19 protein-coding genes are annotated in these 18,104 nt (G+C 71.3%); 7 read left to right on the top strand and 12 right to left on the bottom strand.

The genetic code is table 11. The annotated features are described in order from the left end of the window. Positions 1-4: 4 nt before the first annotated feature. Genes ACQPXB_RS38565 through ACQPXB_RS38555 form a run of 3 tightly spaced genes read right to left on the bottom strand, consistent with a single transcriptional unit; the run spans position 5 to position 2,875 of the window. Positions 5-949 (bottom strand): transporter substrate-binding domain-containing protein, encoded by a 945-nt coding sequence (locus ACQPXB_RS38565; RefSeq protein ID WP_366584148.1) that lies wholly within the window; start codon positions 947-949, stop codon positions 5-7. 43 nt (positions 950-992) lie between these two features. Further along, positions 993-1,736, bottom strand: coding sequence for an amino acid ABC transporter ATP-binding protein (locus ACQPXB_RS38560; protein ID WP_364181174.1), 744 nt, complete (start codon positions 1,734-1,736; stop codon positions 993-995). Then, the gene (locus tag ACQPXB_RS38555; protein WP_432846591.1) at positions 1,736-2,875 is read right to left on the bottom strand and encodes a C45 family autoproteolytic acyltransferase/hydolase; all 1,140 of its coding nucleotides are present in this window, start codon (positions 2,873-2,875) and stop codon (positions 1,736-1,738) included. The genes ACQPXB_RS38560 and ACQPXB_RS38555 overlap by 1 nt, the downstream gene beginning before the upstream one ends. Before the next feature lie 179 nt (positions 2,876-3,054). On the opposite strand from ACQPXB_RS38555, the gene ACQPXB_RS38550 reads away from it, so the two are divergent. Together ACQPXB_RS38550 and ACQPXB_RS38545 are read left to right on the top strand one after the other, a co-directional pair. Beyond that, positions 3,055-3,888: an alpha/beta hydrolase gene (locus ACQPXB_RS38550; protein WP_432846589.1), complete on the top strand. Its 834-nt coding sequence runs from the start codon at positions 3,055-3,057 to the stop codon at positions 3,886-3,888. Positions 3,889-3,965: 77 nt separating this feature from the next. Beyond that, entirely contained in the window at positions 3,966-4,868 is a 903-nt protein-coding gene (locus tag ACQPXB_RS38545; protein ID WP_366584151.1) for a MurR/RpiR family transcriptional regulator, read from the top strand. Here the strand turns inward: ACQPXB_RS38545 and ACQPXB_RS38540 are convergent. The 4 genes from ACQPXB_RS38540 to ACQPXB_RS38525 are packed head-to-tail and all read right to left on the bottom strand — an operon-like array spanning position 4,865 to position 8,612. Continuing rightward, positions 4,865-5,752 (bottom strand): GntR family transcriptional regulator, encoded by an 888-nt coding sequence (locus tag ACQPXB_RS38540; RefSeq protein ID WP_366584152.1) that lies wholly within the window; start codon positions 5,750-5,752, stop codon positions 4,865-4,867. The two genes, ACQPXB_RS38545 and ACQPXB_RS38540, sit on opposite strands and share 4 nt — an antisense overlap. A 9-nt stretch (positions 5,753-5,761) precedes the next feature. Continuing rightward, a complete protein-coding gene (locus ACQPXB_RS38535) occupies positions 5,762-6,178 on the bottom strand; it encodes a cupin domain-containing protein (protein WP_366584153.1) in 417 nt (138 codons plus the stop codon). Further along, entirely contained in the window at positions 6,175-7,536 is a 1,362-nt protein-coding gene (locus ACQPXB_RS38530; protein ID WP_432846587.1) for an NAD-dependent succinate-semialdehyde dehydrogenase, read from the bottom strand. The genes ACQPXB_RS38535 and ACQPXB_RS38530 overlap by 4 nt, the downstream gene beginning before the upstream one ends. Further along, positions 7,533-8,612 carry an isocitrate/isopropylmalate dehydrogenase family protein gene (locus tag ACQPXB_RS38525; protein ID WP_432846585.1) on the bottom strand — a complete coding sequence of 360 codons (1,080 nt, stop codon included), beginning with the start codon at positions 8,610-8,612 and terminating at the stop codon, positions 7,533-7,535. Before ACQPXB_RS38525 ends, ACQPXB_RS38530 begins: the two co-directional genes overlap by 4 nt. 172 nt (positions 8,613-8,784) lie before the next feature. Here ACQPXB_RS38525 and ACQPXB_RS38520 point away from each other — a divergent pair, with 172 nt between their 5' ends. After that, positions 8,785-10,002 (top strand): copper resistance D family protein, encoded by a 1,218-nt coding sequence (locus ACQPXB_RS38520; protein ID WP_432846584.1) that lies wholly within the window; start codon positions 8,785-8,787, stop codon positions 10,000-10,002. A gap of 214 nt (positions 10,003-10,216) precedes the next feature. Here the strand turns inward: ACQPXB_RS38520 and ACQPXB_RS38515 are convergent, their stop codons facing one another. The 4 genes from ACQPXB_RS38515 to ACQPXB_RS38500 form a co-directional block, all read right to left on the bottom strand. Then, positions 10,217-10,837 carry an ABC transporter ATP-binding protein gene (locus ACQPXB_RS38515; protein WP_432846582.1) on the bottom strand — a complete coding sequence of 207 codons (621 nt, stop codon included), beginning with the start codon at positions 10,835-10,837 and terminating at the stop codon, positions 10,217-10,219. Then, a complete protein-coding gene (locus tag ACQPXB_RS38510) occupies positions 10,834-11,499 on the bottom strand; it encodes an ABC transporter ATP-binding protein (RefSeq protein WP_432846580.1) in 666 nt (221 codons plus the stop codon). The genes ACQPXB_RS38515 and ACQPXB_RS38510 overlap by 4 nt, the downstream gene beginning before the upstream one ends. Beyond that, positions 11,486-14,167 (bottom strand): ABC transporter permease, encoded by a 2,682-nt coding sequence (locus ACQPXB_RS38505; protein ID WP_432846579.1) that lies wholly within the window; start codon positions 14,165-14,167, stop codon positions 11,486-11,488. The genes ACQPXB_RS38510 and ACQPXB_RS38505 overlap by 14 nt, the downstream gene beginning before the upstream one ends. A 110-nt stretch (positions 14,168-14,277) precedes the next feature. Beyond that, positions 14,278-14,703, bottom strand: a complete 426-nt coding sequence (locus ACQPXB_RS38500) for a Fur family transcriptional regulator (RefSeq protein WP_366584160.1) — start codon at positions 14,701-14,703, stop codon at positions 14,278-14,280. A gap of 160 nt (positions 14,704-14,863) precedes the next feature. On the opposite strand from ACQPXB_RS38500, the gene ACQPXB_RS38495 reads away from it, so the two are divergent. Continuing rightward, the gene (locus tag ACQPXB_RS38495) at positions 14,864-15,307 is read left to right on the top strand and encodes a Fur family transcriptional regulator (protein ID WP_432846578.1); all 444 of its coding nucleotides are present in this window, start codon (positions 14,864-14,866) and stop codon (positions 15,305-15,307) included. Between the two features lie 12 nt (positions 15,308-15,319). Here ACQPXB_RS38495 and ACQPXB_RS38490 read toward each other — a convergent pair whose 3' ends face one another. Beyond that, on the bottom strand, positions 15,320-16,246 hold the full coding sequence (locus ACQPXB_RS38490) for a GlxA family transcriptional regulator (protein WP_432846576.1): 927 nt from the start codon (positions 16,244-16,246) through the stop codon (positions 15,320-15,322). 121 nt (positions 16,247-16,367) lie between these two features. Between ACQPXB_RS38490 and nthB the strand changes: the two genes are divergently transcribed. The 3 genes from nthB to ACQPXB_RS38475 are packed head-to-tail and all read left to right on the top strand — an operon-like array spanning position 16,368 to position 18,092. Next, a complete protein-coding gene (nthB, locus tag ACQPXB_RS38485; RefSeq protein ID WP_432846575.1) occupies positions 16,368-17,132 on the top strand; it encodes a nitrile hydratase subunit beta in 765 nt (254 codons plus the stop codon). After that, positions 17,129-17,749 (top strand): nitrile hydratase subunit alpha, encoded by a 621-nt coding sequence (nthA, locus tag ACQPXB_RS38480; RefSeq protein WP_360599334.1) that lies wholly within the window; start codon positions 17,129-17,131, stop codon positions 17,747-17,749. The genes nthB and nthA overlap by 4 nt, the downstream gene beginning before the upstream one ends. Before the next feature lie 10 nt (positions 17,750-17,759). Further along, positions 17,760-18,092, top strand: coding sequence for a nitrile hydratase accessory protein (locus tag ACQPXB_RS38475; protein WP_366584165.1), 333 nt, complete (start codon positions 17,760-17,762; stop codon positions 18,090-18,092). The last annotated feature ends 12 nt before the right edge of the window (positions 18,093-18,104 follow it).

Here is an 18,104-nt window from a genome sequence, read left to right as displayed (position 1 = left end):
CGGGTCAGACGCCGGGGACGGAGCCGAGCTTCGGCGGGGCGGGCGGCGGGGTCTTCAGCAGCTTGCCGACGGTGCCCTGCCAGAGCTTGGTCCAGGTGCCGTCGGCCTCGATCTTCTGCAGGAACTCGTCGACGACCTGCTTGAACACCGGGTCGTCCTTGGGCTCGCCGATGCCGAACGGGTTGGAGCCGAACGTCGCGTCGAGCAGCTTCACGTCCGAGCGCGTCTGGATCGCGCCGAGCAGCGAAGCGTTGTTCAGCGTCACGGCCTCGGCGCGGCCCTGCTCCACCGCGGCGATGCACTGCGCGGTGGTGTCGAACAGCACCGGCTGCGCGGTCGGCACCTCGGTGACCAGCGCGGTCTTCGCCGCACCGGACTCGGTGGCCACCTTCTTGCCGGCGAGGTCCTTGGCGCTCTTGATCGTGGTGTCCGTGGACTTCACGATGATGCCGCTGGCCGCCATGTAGTACGGGCCGGAGAAGTTCACGAGCTTGGCGCGCTCGGGCGTCATCGTGTACGTCTGGATCGCGACGTCGATGGTGTGGTTGCCGAGCAGGCCCTCACGGGTGTCGGAGCCACCGCTCTGCATCTTCGCCGACGGCTTGCCCAGCAGGTACTTCGCGAGCAGGTCGGCCATGCCGGCGTCGAAGCCGGAGATCTTGCCGGTGGCCGGGTCGAGCTGCGAGAAGCCCAGCGTGTTGCGGCTGCCCGCCCAGACCAGCTCGCCGCGCTGGCGGATCTTGTCCAGCATCGGCGAGTGCGGCAGGTTCTGGCCCACCGGCGCGCCCGCGACGGCGTCGTCCTGGCTGATCATCTTGGCGACGTCCGCGGCGGCCGGCTTCGCGGCGGCGCCACCGGGGGCCGTGGCCGGGGCGCTGCCGCACGCGGCGAGCAGCGCGCCCGCGACGACCACCGCGCCCACGGCGGCGGTGATTCTGGTCAGCTTCATTGCTTTCTCCTTGTCACGGTGGGGAAATTCGGTGCTGGAGGGACTAGTGCTGGAGGACTTTGGACAGGAAGTCCCGCGCCCGGGCGGTGCCCGTGCGGTCGAAGAACTCTTCGGGGGTGCCTTGTTCGGCGATGCGGCCTTCGCTCATGAAGACCACGCGGTGGGCGGCACGGCGGGCGAAGCCCATCTCGTGCGTGACCACGACCATCGTGGTGCCCTCCGCGGCCAGCGAGGTCATCACGTCGAGGACCTCGCTCACCATCTCCGGGTCGAGCGCGCTGGTCGGTTCGTCGAACAGCACGATCTTGGGGTTCATCGCGAGCGCCCTGGCGATGGCCACGCGCTGCTGCTGCCCGCCGGAGAGCTCGGCGGGCAGTTTGTCGGCCTGGTCGGCCACCCCGACGCGGTCGAGCAGCCGTCGTGCGGTCGCTTCGGCCTCACGCTTGGGAATCCCGCGGACGCGGATCGGCCCGAGCGTCACGTTCTCGAGCACGCTGCGGTGCGCGAAGAGGTTGAACGACTGGAAGACCATGCCGACGTCGGCCCGCAGGCGCGCCAGGTCGCGGCCCTCGGCGGGCAGCGGCTTGCCGTCCAGCGTGATGGTGCCGGAGTTGATCTTCTCCAGGCGGTTGATGCAGCGGCACAGCGTCGACTTGCCCGACCCGGACGGGCCGAGGATCACCACGACCTCGCCCTGGTGGATGTCGAGGTCGACGTCGTGCAGCACCTGCACTTCGCCGTAGCTCTTGTTCACACCGCGCAGACTGGCGAGCACGGGTCCGGTCATCAGTGACCTCCGGGGCCGTCGTAGAGCTGCCAGGGCAGCAGTTCGTAGTCGTTCTCACAGGGGTTGCCGATCGCCACGCGGTACTCGCCGCTGGTCAGGTCGACCAGGCTGGAGGCGATCGTCTTGTAGCGCTTGAGGTCCGGCGCCCGATCGTCCGGGTGGGCGCACACGCCGTCGGGATGCCCGACGTGGTCGCTCATCGTCGCGGCGACGACCTTGCGCACCTCGGCGGAGCTGGTGGCCGTGCGCGCGGACGCGAGCCCGCGCTCGATCACCTGCACGCGGTAGAGCGAGTCCACAGGGGACACGCGGTGGGTGGCGGCGATCCGGTCGGGCACGCCGTACTGGTAGTGGTTGCCGTGCACCAGCATTCCGTCGCTCGGCAGGCCCCAGCGGTGCACGGTGGGGGTAGTCTCGTAGTCCACGGCGACGCCGCCGCGGTGGGTCACCAGGAGGTTGGTGGCGATGTGCTGGTGGACGTCGAAGGGCACCTGCAGGGCGCTCTTGAGGTGGTCGTGGTCGAGGATCATCCGGCGCAGCACCGGCTGCGGGATGCCGATCGGCGTGCCGAAGGCGCCGTTGAGCCCGTTGGCGTTGAGCGCGATGCCCGCGGAGTTGGCGCCGTGGCGGCCGATCTGGCCGGCCTCGACCTGCATGATGAGGGTGGGCTTGGGCGGCTGGACCACGCGCAGGAGCACCACGGTGTCCTGCGTGCCTTCCCGCCAGTCCCAGTTCTGTCCGCAGTAGACGTGGCCGTCGCCGGTCGCCTCGGGCAGCAGTGCGAAGGAGGAGCAGCCGTCGGCCGGCTCCTCATCTTCGGCGACGCCCGGGTTGAAGGCGCTGTCGTTGTTGCGGACGATCTCGCCGCGCGCGTTGAGCGCGAGGATCTCGTCCTGGTGCACGCCGGCACCGTCGGCGATCGCGTCCATCTCTTCGAGCAGGTGCGGTGCGACGGCGGCGACCGGTGCGCGCCAGCGCCGGGCCGAGGCCTGCACGTCCGTCCACTCCAGACCGGACGCGAGCCGGAAAGCTTCCCGGTAGTAGGCGATCGACGTGCGGATCTCCGCCCTGGCGGCCTCTCCGTAGGCGAGTCCCCGTTCACGGGGGCCACCTTCGATCTGGACCAACCGGACTGCCATGGATACCTCTTTCCCGGTGCTGGCGATTCGTTGAAGGTTTGCGCTACATTCATCAGGAACTTGTAGTGGCAGCTACGGATAAGATAGACCGTGCTACGAAGTTGTCAACACCTGTCGTCGTTACTACATGGTTACGACGGTGCAGGACGGTCCCACGCCATGCCAAGGAGATCCGCTCCATGACGAGCCCCCAAGCGACGCCCGACTCCGCCCGAGTCCTCGACCCGACGGAGTTCTACTACGGCGGGCCGACGCCGTTTTTCGCGCTGCAGAGCGACCAGCGCTTTTCCTACTGCCTCTACGTGCCCAGCGCCCACCGCACCTCCGAGACGCCGCTGCCGCTGCTCGTCCTGATGCACGGCACCCAGCGCACCGCGGAGCGTTACCGCAACGACTACCGCGAGTTCGCGGAGCAGAACGACACCATCGTGCTCGCGCCGCTGTTCCCGGCGGGCATCGCGCAGCCCGGCGACCTGCACGGCTTCAAGCGCCTCAGCTTCGAAGGCATCCGCTACGACTTGATCCTGCTCGACATGATCGCCGAGGTCGCCGCGCGCTTCCGCGTGGACGCCGACCGCTTCTACCTGCACGGCTTCTCCGGCGGCGGGCAGTTCGCGCACCGCTTCGCCTACCTGCACGCCGATCGGCTGGCCGCGTTGTCCATCGGCGCTCCGGGCCGGGTCACGCGGATCGACCCGGACGTCCCGTGGTGGCTGGGCACCGCCGACGTGCGCGAGCTGTTCGGCACCGACGTGCAGGTGGATGCTCTGCGCAAGCTGCCCGTGCAGATGATCGTGGGCGGCGAGGACAAGGACACGTGGGAGATCGCGGAGCCGGGGATCGACGCCGGTGGTGACACGCGCATCGAGCGGCTGACCACGTTGCGCAAGAATTTCGAGAGCAACGGGATCGACGTGCAGTTCGACGTGGTGCCCGGCGTGGCACACCGCGGGCTGCTGATCCAGCCGGTGGTGAAGAACTTCATCGCCGGGGAGCTGGCGCGCCGGCCGTAGCGCGTGACGGGCTCACGGGGCACGGCCGCACCGTGGCGGCCCTCCCGTGGGCACGTGGATCGGGAAACGAGGGTGGGATGGGGAACGACGAAGAGTCGCTGCGCGCGCGGATCGCGCGGTGCCTGCCGAAGATGTCGCGGGCCGAGCGGACCGTCGCGGAGTACCTGCGCGACCACGGCCGCTACGCCATTTTCGCCACGGCCGACCAGATCGGCGGCGCGACGGCGACCAGCGACGCGACCGTGGTGCGCACCGCGAAGTCACTGGGGTTCGCGGGGCTGATGGACCTGCGGCGCAGCCTGGCGCGCGAGGTCGCGCTGGAGACCAGCCCGTCGCACCGGCTGCTGACCGAGCTGCCCGACGGCGCCACCGCGGGCGATGCCGTGGTGGACAAGGTCTTCACCGACGCGACCGAGCGGCTGGCCGCCACCTGGCGGCTCGTGCAGTCCGACGAGTTCCTGCACGCGGTCGACCTGCTGGACTGCGCGCGCGAGGTCCTCAGCTTCGGCCTGGGGGCCTCGAGCCTGGTGGCGCGGTACCTGACCATGCGCCTGGTCCGGATGGGCCGGCGCGCGCGGTCCACGGGCGCCACGGGCTTCCAGCTGGCCGACGACCTGCTCGGCCTCGGCCCGGAAGACGTCGTCGTGCTCTACATCCCCGGCCGGATCCTCGGCGAGATCGAGGTGCTGCTCGATCACGCCGAGGAGGTCGGCGCGAGCGTGGTGCTCGTGTCCAGCTCGCTGGGGCCGCTGTTCGGCTCCCGGGTGGACGTCTCGCTCACGGCCCCGCAGAGCGCCAGCAACTTCACCGGGGAGATGCTGAGCGCGGAGGTGCTCACCGACGCGTTGGTGCTGCGCCTGGCCTCGCGCGACGAAAACCGCGCGACGAAGACGTCGGAACTGCTGACTTCGCTGCGTTCCGATCTGATCAACGGCGATCTGCGCGCACCGCGGCTGCCCCGCGGCGACGGCGTCGGTTAACCGGGGCCGGCCGTTTTCTCCACGCTGACGGTGCTCAGGTGCCGCCGCAGGAACTCCGCCGCTTCGGCGGTGCGGCCGGCCAGCAGCAGGTCCGCGAGGTCGACGTGCTCGCGGCAGCGCACCGCGGCCCGGTCGCGCGGCAGCGTGCGCCGGTACTCGATCAGGCGGCGCAGGTTGTCCACGCGGCGCAGCGAATCGATGAAGAACGTGTTGTGGCTGCACGCCACCACGGCCTCGTGGAAGGCGCGGTTGCGCGCGAACAGCTCGGTGTTGGTCACGGTGTGCGCGGCGCCCTCGGCGAGCTCGAGCTGTTGCGCGCGAACGGTTTCGATGGCCGCCCGGTCCACGGCGAAGCCGGGTTCGAGCAGCGCCGCCGGTTCGAGCGCGAGCCGGAACCGGTAGCTGTCCTCATAGGACTCCTGCGACGTCAGCATCGGCTGGAACTCCCAGCCGTAGCCGGGCAGCCGTTCGATCCAGCCCTCGCCGGAGATGCGGCGCAGCACGGCCGTCACCTGGGCCGGGGTGAGGGCGTAGCGGCGCGCCAGCTCGCTCTCGCTCACGCGGTCGGGCAGCTCGCCGTCGAGCCGGTCCGAGGCGATGCGCAGGTACTGCTCCTCGTCCTCGTCGCCGAGCTCACCGGCCTCGACCGTGAGCTCGGCGACCGGGCGGGCGACGGTGTGGCCACCGCCGGGCTCGGCGACGGCCACCACCCCTTCGTCCGCCAGCAGGCGCAGCGCCGCGCGCACGGGTGAGCGCGAAACACGCAGGTGCGCGGCCAGGGTGCGCTCCACCAGCCGCGTGCCCGGCTCGGCCGCGGTCTCGCGGATGTAGCCCACGATGCGCGCCGCGACCTGCCGGGTGAGCGGGGTCGGGGTCTGTTCCACTTACCCAGGCTAGCGCCGGTGCTCGGCATCCACCCGGGTGGTGGTGCCGGTCGCGACGATGGTGCGCGTCGCCTCCACCGAGGCGTAGGTCCACAGGATCCGCATCGGCGCCGTGGCCGAGGCGTTGCGGAACCGGTGCGGCACGCCCGCGTCGACGTAGGTGGTGTCCCAAGTGGACAGGTGGTGCTCGGCGCCGTCGATCTCCACGATCGCCTCGCCCTCCAGGATCACCACGCTCTCGGGGCAGTTGTGCGTGTGCAGCGGGATGCCCGCGCCGCCGTCGAACAGCGTCTGGCCGTTGAGGAACACCTCGGCGCCCAGGGCCTTGCTCACCAGCGGGATCGTGCGCGCGCCACCGCCGCGGTCGGCCGCGGTCAGCTCGGCCGGGCGCAGCACCACGGAGGGAAACGGCTTCGATTCGCTCATCGGGTTCCTCCGAACCACACGGTCTTCACGTTCACGAACTCGCGGATCCCGTCCGCGCCCAGCTCCCGACCGTAGCCGGACTTCTTGATGCCGCCGAACGGTAGCCGCGGGTCGGAGGCGACCATGCTGTTCACGAACACCGCGCCGGCCTGCAGGCCCTTGGCGAAGCGCTGCGCGCGTTCAGCCGACCGCGTCCACACGGCGGCGCCGAGGCCGAACTCGGTGTCGTTGGCCAGCGCCAGGGCCTCGTCGTCGCCGGAGACGCGGACGATGGCCGCGACCGGCCCGAACGTCTCCTCGTCGAACGCGGCCATGCCCGGCTTCACGCGGTCGAGCACCGTCGGCGCGTAGAAGTAGCCCGGTCCGGCCACGGGCTCGCCCCCGGTTCGCAGCACGCCGCCGGCCGCGACCGTGCGGCGCACCTGGTCGTCGAGCCCGTCGCGCAGGTCCTCGCGCGCGAGCGGCCCGACGGTGGTGCCCGCCTCGGCCGGATCGCCCACCTGCAGCCGTTCGACCGCGGCGGTGAAGGCTTCGGCGAACTCGTCGGCCACGGCCTCGTCCACGATGAACCGCTTGGCGTTGACGCAGCTTTGCCCGTTGTTGAGGAACCGTGCGCGCACGGCCGTCTCGGCGGCGGCCGGCACGTCGGCGTCGGCGAGGACCACGAACGGGTCGGAGCCGCCGAGCTCCAGCACCTGCTTCTTGAGCGCGGCCCCGGCCTGGCTCGCCACGAGCGCGCCGACGCGCGTCGAGCCGGTCAGCGTGACGGCGGCGATGCGGTCGTCGGCGATGAGCTTCGCGACCTCGCCGACGTCGACGAGCAGCGCCCGCACCAGCCCGGCGGGCGCCGAGGCCTTGCGGAACACGTCTTCGATGGCCAGCGCGCAGCCCGGGACGTTGGTGGCGTGCTTGAGGATCGCACCGTTGCCCGCGGCCAGCGCCGGCGCGGCGAAGCGGAAGAACTGCCAGAACGGGTAGTTCCACGGCATCACGGCGAGCACCACGCCGAGCGGCTCGGCCACGACGGACGCCTCGGCCAGCACCGGGCGCTCGGCTAAGTACTCCGCGGCGTGCTCGGCGTAGTGCACGCAGTTGAGCGCGCACTTCTCGATCTCGGCCTCGGCTTCGGCGAGCGGCTTGCCCATCTCTTCGGTGATCAGCCGCGCGTACTCGGCCTTCCCCGCGCGCAGGACCGCGGCCAGCTCGCGCAGCAGCTCCACGCGTTCGGCAAGCGGTTTCTCACGCCACCCCGCCTGCGCGGCCACGGCCGCATCCAGTGCGGCGTCGACCTCTTCGGCCGTGTGCGAGTCGTAAGTGGACAGTGGCTTGCCCGTCGCCGGGTTCACGGATCGGATCATCGGGCACCCACCGGAAGGCCGGTGACGGACTCGGAAACCGCGCCGGCGAACGCTTCGGTGCCGAGTGTGCCGCCGACGTCCGCGGTGCGCGTCGCCGGGTTGTCGAGGACGGAGTCCACGGCGCGGGTCACGAGTTCCGCGCCGGCCACGAGCGCGTCGTTGCCGTCGCGGCGGCCGCGCCAGTCCAGCAGCATCGCCGCGGACAGGATGAGCGACGCCGGGTTGGCCACGCCCTGGCCGGCGATGTCGGGCGCGGAACCGTGCTGCGCCTGGCCGACGCACACGTCGTGCCCGGCGTTGATCGACCCGCCGAGGCCGAGGCTGCCGGACAGCTCGGAGGCCTCGTCGGACAGGATGTCGCCGAACATGTTGGTGGTCACCAGCACGTCGAAGCGCTCCGGGTCGCGCACGAGCAGCGCCGCCGCCGCGTCGACGATCAGCTCTTCCAGCTCGACGTCGGGGAACTCCTGGGCGACCGCGCGCACCTCGCGCAGGAACAGGCCGTCGGAAAGCTTGAGCACGTTGGCCTTGTGTACCGCCGTCACCTTGCCGCGGCGGCCGCGCGCGAGGTCGAACGCCGCCCGCGCGACGCGGGCGGAACCGCGTGCGCTGACCTTGCGCACGGACAGCGCGAGATCGGGGTCGGGCATGAACTCGCCGGTGCCGGCGAACATGTTGCGGTCGGAGTAGAAACCCTCGGTGTTCTCGCGCACGATCACGAGGTCCATGGGCTTGCGCAGGATGCTCAGGTCCTCGCGCGAACGGCACGGGCGCACGTTGGCGAACAGCTCGAACGTGGTCCGCAGCGCGGCGGACGGGTTGATCCCGCCCTGTTCGCGCGGCGGATACTCGTAGTGCGACACCGGGCCGAGCAGCGTGCCGTCGACCTCGGGCACACGCTCGAGGACCGCCTGCGGCAGCGTGGTGCCGTCGGTCGCGAGCGAGGCCAGGCCGATGTCGCGGACCTCGAAGCTCAGGCCGAGCCCGAGCCGCCGATCCGCGGCGCCGAGCACGTCCAGGGTTGCCGCCGTGATCTCCGGGCCGATTCCGTCGCCGGGCAGGACGAGGACTTTCACGGACACTCCTTCCGACTGCGGATTTTCCGACGCTGGTTTTTCACTCTAGCAATATACCATCAATGTAGTGGACGCTTCAGTCTTCACATCCGTTGTAGGATCAGCTACCTTCGACCGCCAAGAGCCTCCCCACCTGTACGGCTCACTTCCCCGCTCGAGGAGATGGCTGCCGATGTCCCTGCTGCTTACCCAGGCCGTGTCCGCGGCCGAAGCGAACCCGACCCCCGAGGTGTGGCGGGTCATCACGAAAATGGCGTACTTCGCCGGTCTGATCGGTTCGATCGGCGGCTGCATGCTGTACCTGATCGTGCTGCGGCCCGTCTTGAGACGGCCGTCGGTCGATCCCGCCGACCGCGCGGTGCTGCAACGCCGCGCCGGCGTCTACTACGCGCTCGTCGGCACGTGGTTCCTTGTCGCGCTGTACTTCCAGATCGCCGGCAAGGGCGCCCGTGTGAAGGGCAAGGAAATCCCGTTCGGCGACGCGCTGTCGCCCGCGGCGATCTGGCGCTTCATCTCGGTGCCGGGCAAGAAGGGCGACTGGATCTCCAGTGGCGCCGAGGCGTTGATCCAGTACGCGCTGTGGGGCCTCGCCGCGATCGTGCTGATGCTGGCGTTCTCCCCGCGGCTGCGGGAAAAGCTCGGCGTGCTCACGCTGACGTCGCTCATCATCAACTTCGTCGCCTACCAGGTCACGCTGCTGCCGACGAACTTCTCCAAGGCCACCGGCGACACCGTCGCCAACTCGCTGCTCGACCACCTGCACGTCTTCTCCATCTCGACGTGGGTCGGCGGTATCGCGGGCCTGGTGATCCTGGCCTTCTCGCGCCGCAGGCTCTCCCTCGGTGCCGGCGACGTGTTCGCGCAGATCTGGACGCGGTTCTCGACGCTGGCGATGGTCGCCGTGGGCTGCATCCTGATCACCGGCCTGTGGCTGGCCTACTCGCTCGTCGGCAGCCCGTCGGAGCTGTTCACCACGAGCTTCGGGCGGTTCCTCGTCATCAAGGTGTCGCTGGTGTTCACGATGATCTGCATCGGCGCGGCCAACGAGTTCGTGATGATGCCGCGCATCGCCCGCGCCCGGGCGGCCGGCGCGGAGGGTTCCGTGTTCCGCCTGGCGCTGCGCACGTTCCCCGTGCTGGTGACGATCGAGGTGCTGCTCGCCGTCGGCGTGCTGTTCGTGCTCTCGTTCCTCACCGGTTCGGCACGCGTCGAGGCCGGCGACCCCGAAGACCCGACGCTGAGCGGCACCGTCATCGGCATCGGCGTGGTGCTGGCGATCCTGATCGCGATCTCTTTCGTGACCACCGCCAAGGTCTCCGACCGCCTGTCCCGCTCGGCGGGGCGCGCCCACGAGGTCGAACAGCGTGAGGCCGTCGCCGCGGAGAGCTGAGCGTCAAGGGCCCATCAGGGAAACGCGTTGGTGTGTCAAGCGTTCGTCGTGCCCATGCCCGCCCCGCCGTCGTCCGGGAGACCTTGAGGGTCCTCGAGAAGAAGGCGGTGGCGGGCATGGGCACGGTGGTTTCCGCGGTGGTGCTGATCGGTCTGTCGGCAGTGCTGGCGCTGGCGTTGCGCGTGTCTTCACGGCGGTGAGCCGCGCGCTCGCCTCAGTAACCGGCGCCCGTCAGTGCGATCGTGCGGTCGGTGTGCGTGGCGAGCAGGGGGTCGTGGCTGGCGACGAGGACGCCCGCGCCCGCGTCGGCGGCCGTGCGGAGGCGCGCGAGGACGACTTCGGCGTGGGGACGGTCCTGGTGCGACGTCGGTTCGTCGGCCAGGACGAGGGTGGGTGCGGTGGCCAGCGCGCGACCGACGGCGGCGCGTTGTTGTTCCCCGCGGCTGATTTCGGTGGGCAGACGGTCGGCGAACTTGGCGAGGTCGAGGGTTTCCAGCAGCTTGGCGAGGTCGGCGTTGCCGCCGGTGCGGGCGGCGAAGGCGAGGTTGTCGGCGACCGTCAGCTCGTCGAACAAGCCGATGGACTGCGGCACGAAACCCAGGTGCTGCCACGGCATTCGCGCCATCGGGACGGCCGGCAGCACCGAACCCGGCGTGACGCTGCCGGTGTCCGGGGTTTCCCAGCCGCCGGCGATCATGAGCAGGGTGCTTTTGCCGGAACCCGAAGGGCCGGTCAACGCGACCAGCTCACCGGGGTGCAGCTCGAAGCTGATCGGGCGCAGCACCTGCGTGCCGCGGTAGGTCTTGGAGACGTCGGTCAGCGTCAGCACGGTCATCGGATGCGTCCGTCCACGAGTTCGATCACGTCGTCGGCCGCGGTGACCAGCTCGGGGTCGTGGGTGGCGACCACGACGGCGTGCCCGAGGACCGCCAGCCGGCGGACGGCGTCGCCGACGAGGTGGGCCGACACGCGGTCGAGCTGGGCCGTGGGTTCGTCGGCGAGCAGCGCGGCGGGGTCGCCGGCGGCGGCGAAGGCGAGGGCGACGCGTTGCTGTTCGCCGCCGGAGAGGCCGCTGGGTCGGCTGTCGCCGCGGTGCCCGAGGCCGAGGGTGGTGAGCAGCTCGCCCGACGGGGTGCCGGTGCCGCGCAGGCGGCCGGCGAGTTCGAGGTGCTCGGCGACGGTCAGGTACCCGAGCAGGTTGTCGACCGGGTTCTGGAAGACGTAACCGAGCCGTTTCCGGCGCAACCCGCGGCGGCCGCGGGCTGACAACGCGGTCGCGTCGACGCCGTCGACCTCGACACGGCCGCGCGCCGGGCGTTCGAGGCAGGCGAGGATCCGCAGCAGCGTCGACTTCCCGGAGCCGGACGGTCCCACGAGCGCGGTGACCCGGCCGCGCGCGGCGGACACCGAAACCTCTTGCAGGGCAACGACATCGTGGGTCGCGGTCCGGTAGGTCTGGTGCACGTCTTCGCACCGCAGGGCGTCAGTTGGTGTCACGCAGCACCTCCGACGGGCGGGCGCGCGAGACGGCGCGCTGGGCGGCGAGAGTGGCCAGCACGGCGGCCAGCAGCGTGGCCGCGGCGAGGCGCGCGGTGAGCGACCACGGCGCGGCGATCAGCGTGCCGGGTGCGGCGGCGGGGTCGAGGTCGTAACCGGCGCTGGTGATGGCGACGGCGATCGCGGCGAAGCCGAGGCCCGCGACGAAGCCGGTGGCCAGCAGGCCGCCGACCTCGTAGAGCAGGGCGCGCCAGTGCGAGCGTGGCCCGATGTCCATGCGCCGCAACAACAAGTACGCGCTGCGCCGCGCCCGGGCCCGCGAATTGAGGTACAGCAACAGTCCCACGAGGACGATCGCGCCGGCCAGCACGGACACCGCCGTCAGGAACAGGAACGTGTAGGTGATCGCCGCGTAGACGCCGTTGGCGGTCACGTCTTGGGCCTGGCTCAGCGTGCCGACGGGCACGTGGGCCGCGGACAGCGCCGGAACGATCCTTCCCGGGTCGCCGCGCAGCCACAGCTCGTGGTGCAGGTTCTCGCCCGCCAGCCGGGTGAGCACGTCGCGGCGGACGAACATCAGCGGGAACCCGGCGCTCTTCCCGGGCAGCTGCGCGACGCTCGTGACGGAGAACTCGACGGTGTGGCCGTTGATCTCCACCGGCGTCGACCCGGAGGTGCCGGGGATCCCGGCCAGCACGCCGGCCGGCGCGTCGGGTGCGGTCAGCCCGGCGATCAGGTCCTCGAGGGCCGGGCCGGGCAGGAGGTTGTCCCAGAACGCGGTGTCGGTGAACGTCGCCGGGTCGACGCCGAGGACGTTGACGGTGGTGCTCCCGACCGTGCCGGAGTCGTAACGCTCGACGAAACTCGACGGGAACCCGGGCGGCGCCTGCGCGGGTCCGGTCAGGTCGACGACCACGTCGGTGCCGACCACGAGCTGGCCCTCGGCGTGCAGCGTGCGCTCGACCGACCCGGTGACCGTGGTCGCGTACACCGACAGCGCGATCGGGATCGCCGTCGCGGCGATCAGCACGGCCGCGGCGGCCGGCGCGGACGCGAGCCTTCGCCACGACAGGAACGCGACCGCTCGCGACAGCGACACCGGCCGCAGGCGCACCACGGAGAACCGGACGACGCGCGCGGCCAGCAACGCCAGCCCGATCACCAGCAGCAGCGGCACCACGATCAGCCGCGGCGGGATCCGCGCGACGGTCCCCGCCGCACCCACTCTCGCCGCCGGGTTATCACCGAGCGCGAAAGAGCAGACCATCGCGGCGCCCAGCGGCAGCAGCTCCCACGGCCAGTTGCGCCGGCGGGTGGTGCGCGCGTCGAACAACGCGGTGATCCGGCGGCCGCTCGACACGGCGATCGCGCCCAGCGTCACCACCAGCGCGGCGGCGGCGCCGAGTACCGATCCGGCCAGCGCGCCCGGCGTGACGAGCGGGCTCGGCCCCAGCGCCGCCACCAGGTAGCGCGCGAGGAACCAGCCCGCGGCACTGCCGAGCACCACGATCGTGCCGACCTCCAGCACCGCCTTGCCCACCAGCGCGAACGGTCCCACCCCGCGCGACGACAGCACCGCCAGCTCGGCGCGGCGCCGGTCCACCCAGAACGAGCCGGCCGCCGCCGCGATCACCAGCCCGGCCAGCGCCCCCACCGCGCCCATCGGCACGACGGTGGTCGCCAGCTGCGTGGTCACCTGGTCGGCGCGGACCACCATGCCGCCGAGGGAAGACGTGTACTCCGTGCCGCCGAAGCGGTGGAACGCCTGCCCGAGCGGGTCGGTGGGATTCTCGGTGCGGGCGCGGACGTGTTCCAGCCCGGCCACCACGGGTGGCGCGCTCGCCGTGGTCATCCCGGTGGTGTCGACGGAGCTCTCCACCAGGTTCTGCACGCCGGAGTCGCGGGTGGCGATGTGGAAGAAGTCGTCCGGCGACACGAGCGCCACCGGGTACGTGCCGGCGTTGGACAGCGGGCTGCCGCGGTAGAGGCCGACGAGGCTGCACCAGTACTGCTGGTCCGGCAGCGAACGCAGGTCGCGGTAGATCCCGGCCACGCGCATCGTCGACGTGCTGCCGCCACCCGGCGCGGTGGCTTTGCCGCTGGGCTTGAGGTCGTTGCGGGAGCCGCCGCGGACGGTCACGAGGTCGCCGGCGTGGAGGTTCTTGAGCGCCGCGAACTGGTCCGGCAGCCAGATGCCCGGCCCGGTCCCGCGCTGGACCACCTGGATGTGGTTCTGGAAATCGGTGCGCGAGATGAGGTTGACGACCGTCTGCTCGGAGTGCGCCGGCGGGCCCGTCGCCGCTTCCACCGACGCGCCGGAGACCAGAGTCGACACCGGCGCCGAGGCTCGCGGCACCTCGGCGGTGGCCTGGCCGGCCAGCTTCGCGCGCGTGTCATACAGGGCTTTGCCGACCGCCGCGGGCACAGCGGGGTCGCGCTGCTGCATCGGCAGGCCGCCCTGCCACTGCGCGCCGACCGCCCATTCGCACGCGAGGGAGGTCTGCTGCTGCAGCGTCGCGTTGCCCGCCGCCGAAAGGAACAGTGCGACGGCCGTGGCGGGCAACGCCACCAGAACCGCGGCCGCCGCGACGGCGATCACCACCGCCGGATTGCGCCACCCCGTCCGCACGGCCCGCGACCACGGCGTGGGCAACCCCCTCCTCGGCATGTCGAGGAGTTTCACACAGGCGTTTGCCCGTCAGGGCGCGCCGAGATCGTTTCGAAACGGCGTGCTGGCCGACCGCACCCGTGCGGCGACGGGCTGTGGCGGAATCCCGCTCAGCGGGCCGGTTCGGGGTGCGCGAGCCCGTCGGGGGCGCAGTGCGAGCACACGCCGGTGAGGATCGGAGCGCTCGTGGCTTCGGCCGTGCCGACGGAGTCGAGGCGGCCGCAGTTGGTGCACAGAAGGTGGCCGTGTTCGGGCCCGGTCAGCTCGTAGCGCTGGGCCACGCCGACGGTGTCGAAGCGGCGGACGAGCCCGGCGGACACCCCGGTGGCGAGCACGTCGTGGATCGCCCGGGTGGAGGCGAAGCGGAGGCGGTCGCGGACGTGGGGGAGCAGCTCGGCGACGGTGGTGTGCGGCTGCTCGGCGAGCGTTTCGAGCACGACCTGGCGGGCGGTGGTCACGCGCAGGCCGGCGCGGCGCAGGCGGGCCCCGGCGTCGACGTGGCCGGGCGACGGCTGGGGGAGCGTGGGAGTCGGCACAACACCTTTGTAGTGCCTAGAGTTGATGGAGTCAATTGTCTGATGGAGTCAAGTGTGGGTTACTCAGCGGCGTAACGGCAGGTGGGGAAGGGTTTCGGCGGGCCGTGTGAGCTTCTCCACGCCAGACTTGATGCAGTCCATTCTGAGGTACGCTGCGGCCATGGATGCGTTCGGGGTGCGGTTGCGCCGGGTAGGGCTGCGCAACACGCCGCAGCGGCGAGCGGTGCTGGCCGCGGTCGAGCGGCACCCGCATTCGACGGCGGCCGAGCTCGCCGTGGACCTCGAAGCCGACGGCGCGGCCGGCGGGCTCTCCCGTCAGGGCCTGTACAACGTGCTCGAAGACCTCGTCTCCGCCGATCTGCTGCGTTCGCTGGAACCCGCGGGCTCGCCCGCGCGCTTCGAACCGCAACGCCACGACAACCACCACCACCTCGTGTGCCGCGGCTGCGGCGCGATCCAGGACGTGCCGTGCGCCGTCGGCGCCCCGCCGTGCCTCGACCCGGTCACCGCGCCCGGCTTCCGCGTCGAAGCGGCCGAAGTGACGTGGTGGGGCGTGTGCGACACGTGCGCTGCAGCCGAGCCGCATCTGTCCACAACGGACTGACGGCAGCGGGCGCTAGTCGTCCGGCTGCGCCCGCAGGTGGCGGCGCAGGGTCTCGTCGCTGCCCAGCCCGCTGCGCCGTGCGGCGGCGGCCACGGTTTCGCCGCTCATGACCAGCGCGATCGCCGCTTCCCGGCGCACGGCGGCGACGTAGGTGGCCGGCGTCTGGCCCGTGCCTTCCTTGAACAGCCGCGACAGGTGGCGCGTGCTGAGGCCCGCGCGCTGCGCCATGCTCGTGAGGCAATGGTCGCCGGCCGGGTCGGCGGCGACCTCGTCGCAAAGCTCGCGGACGATGTCGCGGCGCGGGCGCGGAGTGCGGGCGGGCACGGAGAGCTGGGGCTGCGCGCCGCGGCGGCGCATGAAGACCACCAGCTCGCGGGCGATCTCGTGGGCCAGGACGTCGCCGGCGTCCTCCTCCACCAGTGCGAGGGCGAGGTCGATGCCGGAGCTGACGCCGGCGGAGGTGAGCACGCGGCCGTCGCGCACGTAGATCGCCTCGGGGTCGACCTCGACGCCGGGGTAGCGCTGCTGCAGCGTGTCGGCGTGGCGCCAGTGGGTGGTGGCGCGGCGGCCGTCGAGCAAACCGGCGGCACCGAGCGCGAAGGCGCCCGCGCACACCGACGTCACGCGCCGGGCACCGCGCGAGAGGTGCCGGATCGAGGTGAGCAGCTCGTCGTTCGCGCCGGGTTTCACCAGGCACTCGCCGCCGGGGACGACCAGCGTGTCGACGTCGGTGACCTCGGCCGCGGCCCGGTCGACGCCGATGCGCAGGCCGCTCGACGTGGTGATGTCGCGCCCGTCCGGGGAGCACATCGTGACGACGTAGCCGGTGCCGAGCTCGGCGGCGACGTCGAACACCTCCAGTGGCCCGGTCACGTCGAGCAGCCGGACGCCGTCGAACACGAGGACGGCGACCGGGACCGGCGGTCTCGACAGGCCCACCCCGCGAATCTACGACGGCCCCCCGCGACAGGAAAGGGCCGGATGTGTGGGCTGCGTGTCCGCTTCCAGTCGGTTACGCGGTGTTAGCTTTTCCCCGGACGACGCGAAGGCGGTGCCCAGGATGAAGCTGCAACACGGTCTCGGCGGTCTCGAAGGCCTCGAGGGTTTCCCGTTGGACTACGAGAAGCGCGTGTTCGTCGAAGACTGGGAGAAGCGGATCTTCGGCATCCACACGGCGATGATGGGCCTGAGCGCGTCGCTGCGCGACTCCGTCCCCGGCTACGACCTCGACGCGGTGCCCACTACGTTCCGCACCACGTGGACGTGGGCCCACCTGCGCGCGGGCGCGGAGGCGATGCACCCGTTCGAGTACTTCAAGTTCCGCTACTACGAGAAGTGGCTGGGCGGCATCAGCGCGTACCTCGTCGAGCAGGGTTACCTGACGCAGGAGGAGCTGGACGCCGCCACGGAACGCTTCCGCGAGCAGCCGCAGGCGCAGCTGCCGGACCGCGACGCCGAAGCCGTCGACGAGCAGGTGCTCGACTACCTGCGCCGCGGCGACACCCCGAGGCGCGGCCCGGCCACGCCGGCGTTCGCGGTGGGCGACGAGGTCGTGGTGCGCAACCCGCCGGCCACGGAGCACACCCGGCTGCCCGGTTACCTGCGCGGGCACCGAGGCCGCGTGGAGCGGGTGTTCGAGGGCAACTACTCGTACTTCGTCTCGACCGGCGGCGACGGGCTCGGGGAGCCGATGTCGGTGTACATCGTGCGGTTCGAGCCCGAGGAGCTGTGGGGCGAGGAAACCGAACGCGCGGCCGGCCCGCTGTACGCCGAGCTGTACGAGACCTACTTGTCCGCCGGATCGACGAGGGACGGAAACCGATGAGTGAGCTGTTCGCCTACCCCGACGACCGCGAGGAGGCGAGCGCCGCGCAGGTCAAGGCGCTCGAGGCGCTCCTGATCGAGAAGGGCGTGATCACCGGGTCCACTGTGGACAAGGTGCTCGGCTACTTCGAGTCGGAGATGACGCCGCTCAACGGCAAGAAGATCGTGGCCCGCGCGTGGGTCGACCCGGAGTTCGCGCGGCTGCTGGCCACCGACACCCCGAAGGCGATCGCGCAGCTGGACCTGCCCGAGGGCATGGCCGGCGCCGAAGGCGAGCACATCGCGGCTGTGGTCAACGAGCCCGGCGTGCACAACCTGGTGATCTGCTCGCTGTGCTCGTGCTTCCCGTGGCCGGTGCTCGGGCTGCCGCCGTACTGGTACAAGGACCCGGTGTTCCGCGCCCGGGCAGCGCGCGAGCCGCGTGTGGTGCTGGCCGAGCTGGGCGTGGAGCTCGACGACGACACCGAGGTGCGCGTGTGGGATTCGAGCGGCCACTCGCGGTGGTTCGTGGTGCCGGCGCGGCCTTCGGGGACGGAGGGCTGGAGCGAGGAACAGCTCGCGGAGCTCGTGACGACGGAGTCGATGATCGGCGTGGCCCTCGCGGGCCCGGCGGCGTGAGGGGGCGGGCGTGGCGATCGACATCAGCACGCTGAACTACGACGAGTCCGGGCACGTCAAGTTCCACTCGTCGTGTTCGACGGACCTCGAGCAGCCCGTGTTCGACGCGGAGTGGCAGCGGCGCGCGTTCGGTCTGGCGGTGGCGCTGTCGGAGTTCGGACACTACGCGTGGGAGGACTTCCAGCGCGAGCTGATCGCGGCCATCGGCTCGTGGCAGTCCGCACCCGACGACGAAAAGGGCCGCTGGGAGTACTACCAGCACTGGGTGACCGCGCTCGACACCGTCGTCCGGCGCCACGGCCTGCTCGAAGAGGGGTACGTCAACCCCGAGGACCGCGACTGAGCGTTCGCCTAG

It is taken from the genome of Amycolatopsis sp. CA-161197 (assembly GCF_050942255.1).
In the GTDB taxonomy this organism is placed as follows: domain Bacteria; phylum Actinomycetota; class Actinomycetes; order Mycobacteriales; family Pseudonocardiaceae; genus Amycolatopsis.
Note: the sequence above shows the minus strand (reverse complement) of the source record. Positions and strands in the feature narration are given on the sequence as shown.

What these genes read in the sequence shown, in the direction of transcription:
- ACQPXB_RS38565 (WP_366584148.1), bottom strand. Translation starts at nt 949, where the DNA reads ATGAAGCTGACCAGAATCACCGCCGCCGTGGGCGCGGTGGTCGTCGCG.
- ACQPXB_RS38530 (WP_432846587.1), bottom strand. Translation starts at nt 7,536, where the DNA reads ATGATCCGATCCGTGAACCCGGCGACGGGCAAGCCACTGTCCACTTAC.
- ACQPXB_RS38515 (WP_432846582.1), bottom strand. Translation starts at nt 10,837, where the DNA reads ATGACCGTGCTGACGCTGACCGACGTCTCCAAGACCTACCGCGGCACG.
- ACQPXB_RS38555 (WP_432846591.1), bottom strand. Translation starts at nt 2,875, where the DNA reads ATGGCAGTCCGGTTGGTCCAGATCGAAGGTGGCCCCCGTGAACGGGGA.
- ACQPXB_RS38550 (WP_432846589.1), top strand. Translation starts at nt 3,055, where the DNA reads ATGACGAGCCCCCAAGCGACGCCCGACTCCGCCCGAGTCCTCGACCCG.
- ACQPXB_RS38520 (WP_432846584.1), top strand. Translation starts at nt 8,785, where the DNA reads ATGTCCCTGCTGCTTACCCAGGCCGTGTCCGCGGCCGAAGCGAACCCG.
- ACQPXB_RS38505 (WP_432846579.1), bottom strand. Translation starts at nt 14,167, where the DNA reads ATGCCGAGGAGGGGGTTGCCCACGCCGTGGTCGCGGGCCGTGCGGACG.
- ACQPXB_RS38535 (WP_366584153.1), bottom strand. Translation starts at nt 6,178, where the DNA reads ATGAGCGAATCGAAGCCGTTTCCCTCCGTGGTGCTGCGCCCGGCCGAG.
- nthA (WP_360599334.1), top strand. Translation starts at nt 17,129, where the DNA reads ATGAGTGAGCTGTTCGCCTACCCCGACGACCGCGAGGAGGCGAGCGCC.
- ACQPXB_RS38545 (WP_366584151.1), top strand. Translation starts at nt 3,966, where the DNA reads ATGGGGAACGACGAAGAGTCGCTGCGCGCGCGGATCGCGCGGTGCCTG.
- ACQPXB_RS38495 (WP_432846578.1), top strand. Translation starts at nt 14,864, where the DNA reads ATGGATGCGTTCGGGGTGCGGTTGCGCCGGGTAGGGCTGCGCAACACG.
- nthB (WP_432846575.1), top strand. Translation starts at nt 16,368, where the DNA reads ATGAAGCTGCAACACGGTCTCGGCGGTCTCGAAGGCCTCGAGGGTTTC.
- ACQPXB_RS38560 (WP_364181174.1), bottom strand. Translation starts at nt 1,736, where the DNA reads ATGACCGGACCCGTGCTCGCCAGTCTGCGCGGTGTGAACAAGAGCTAC.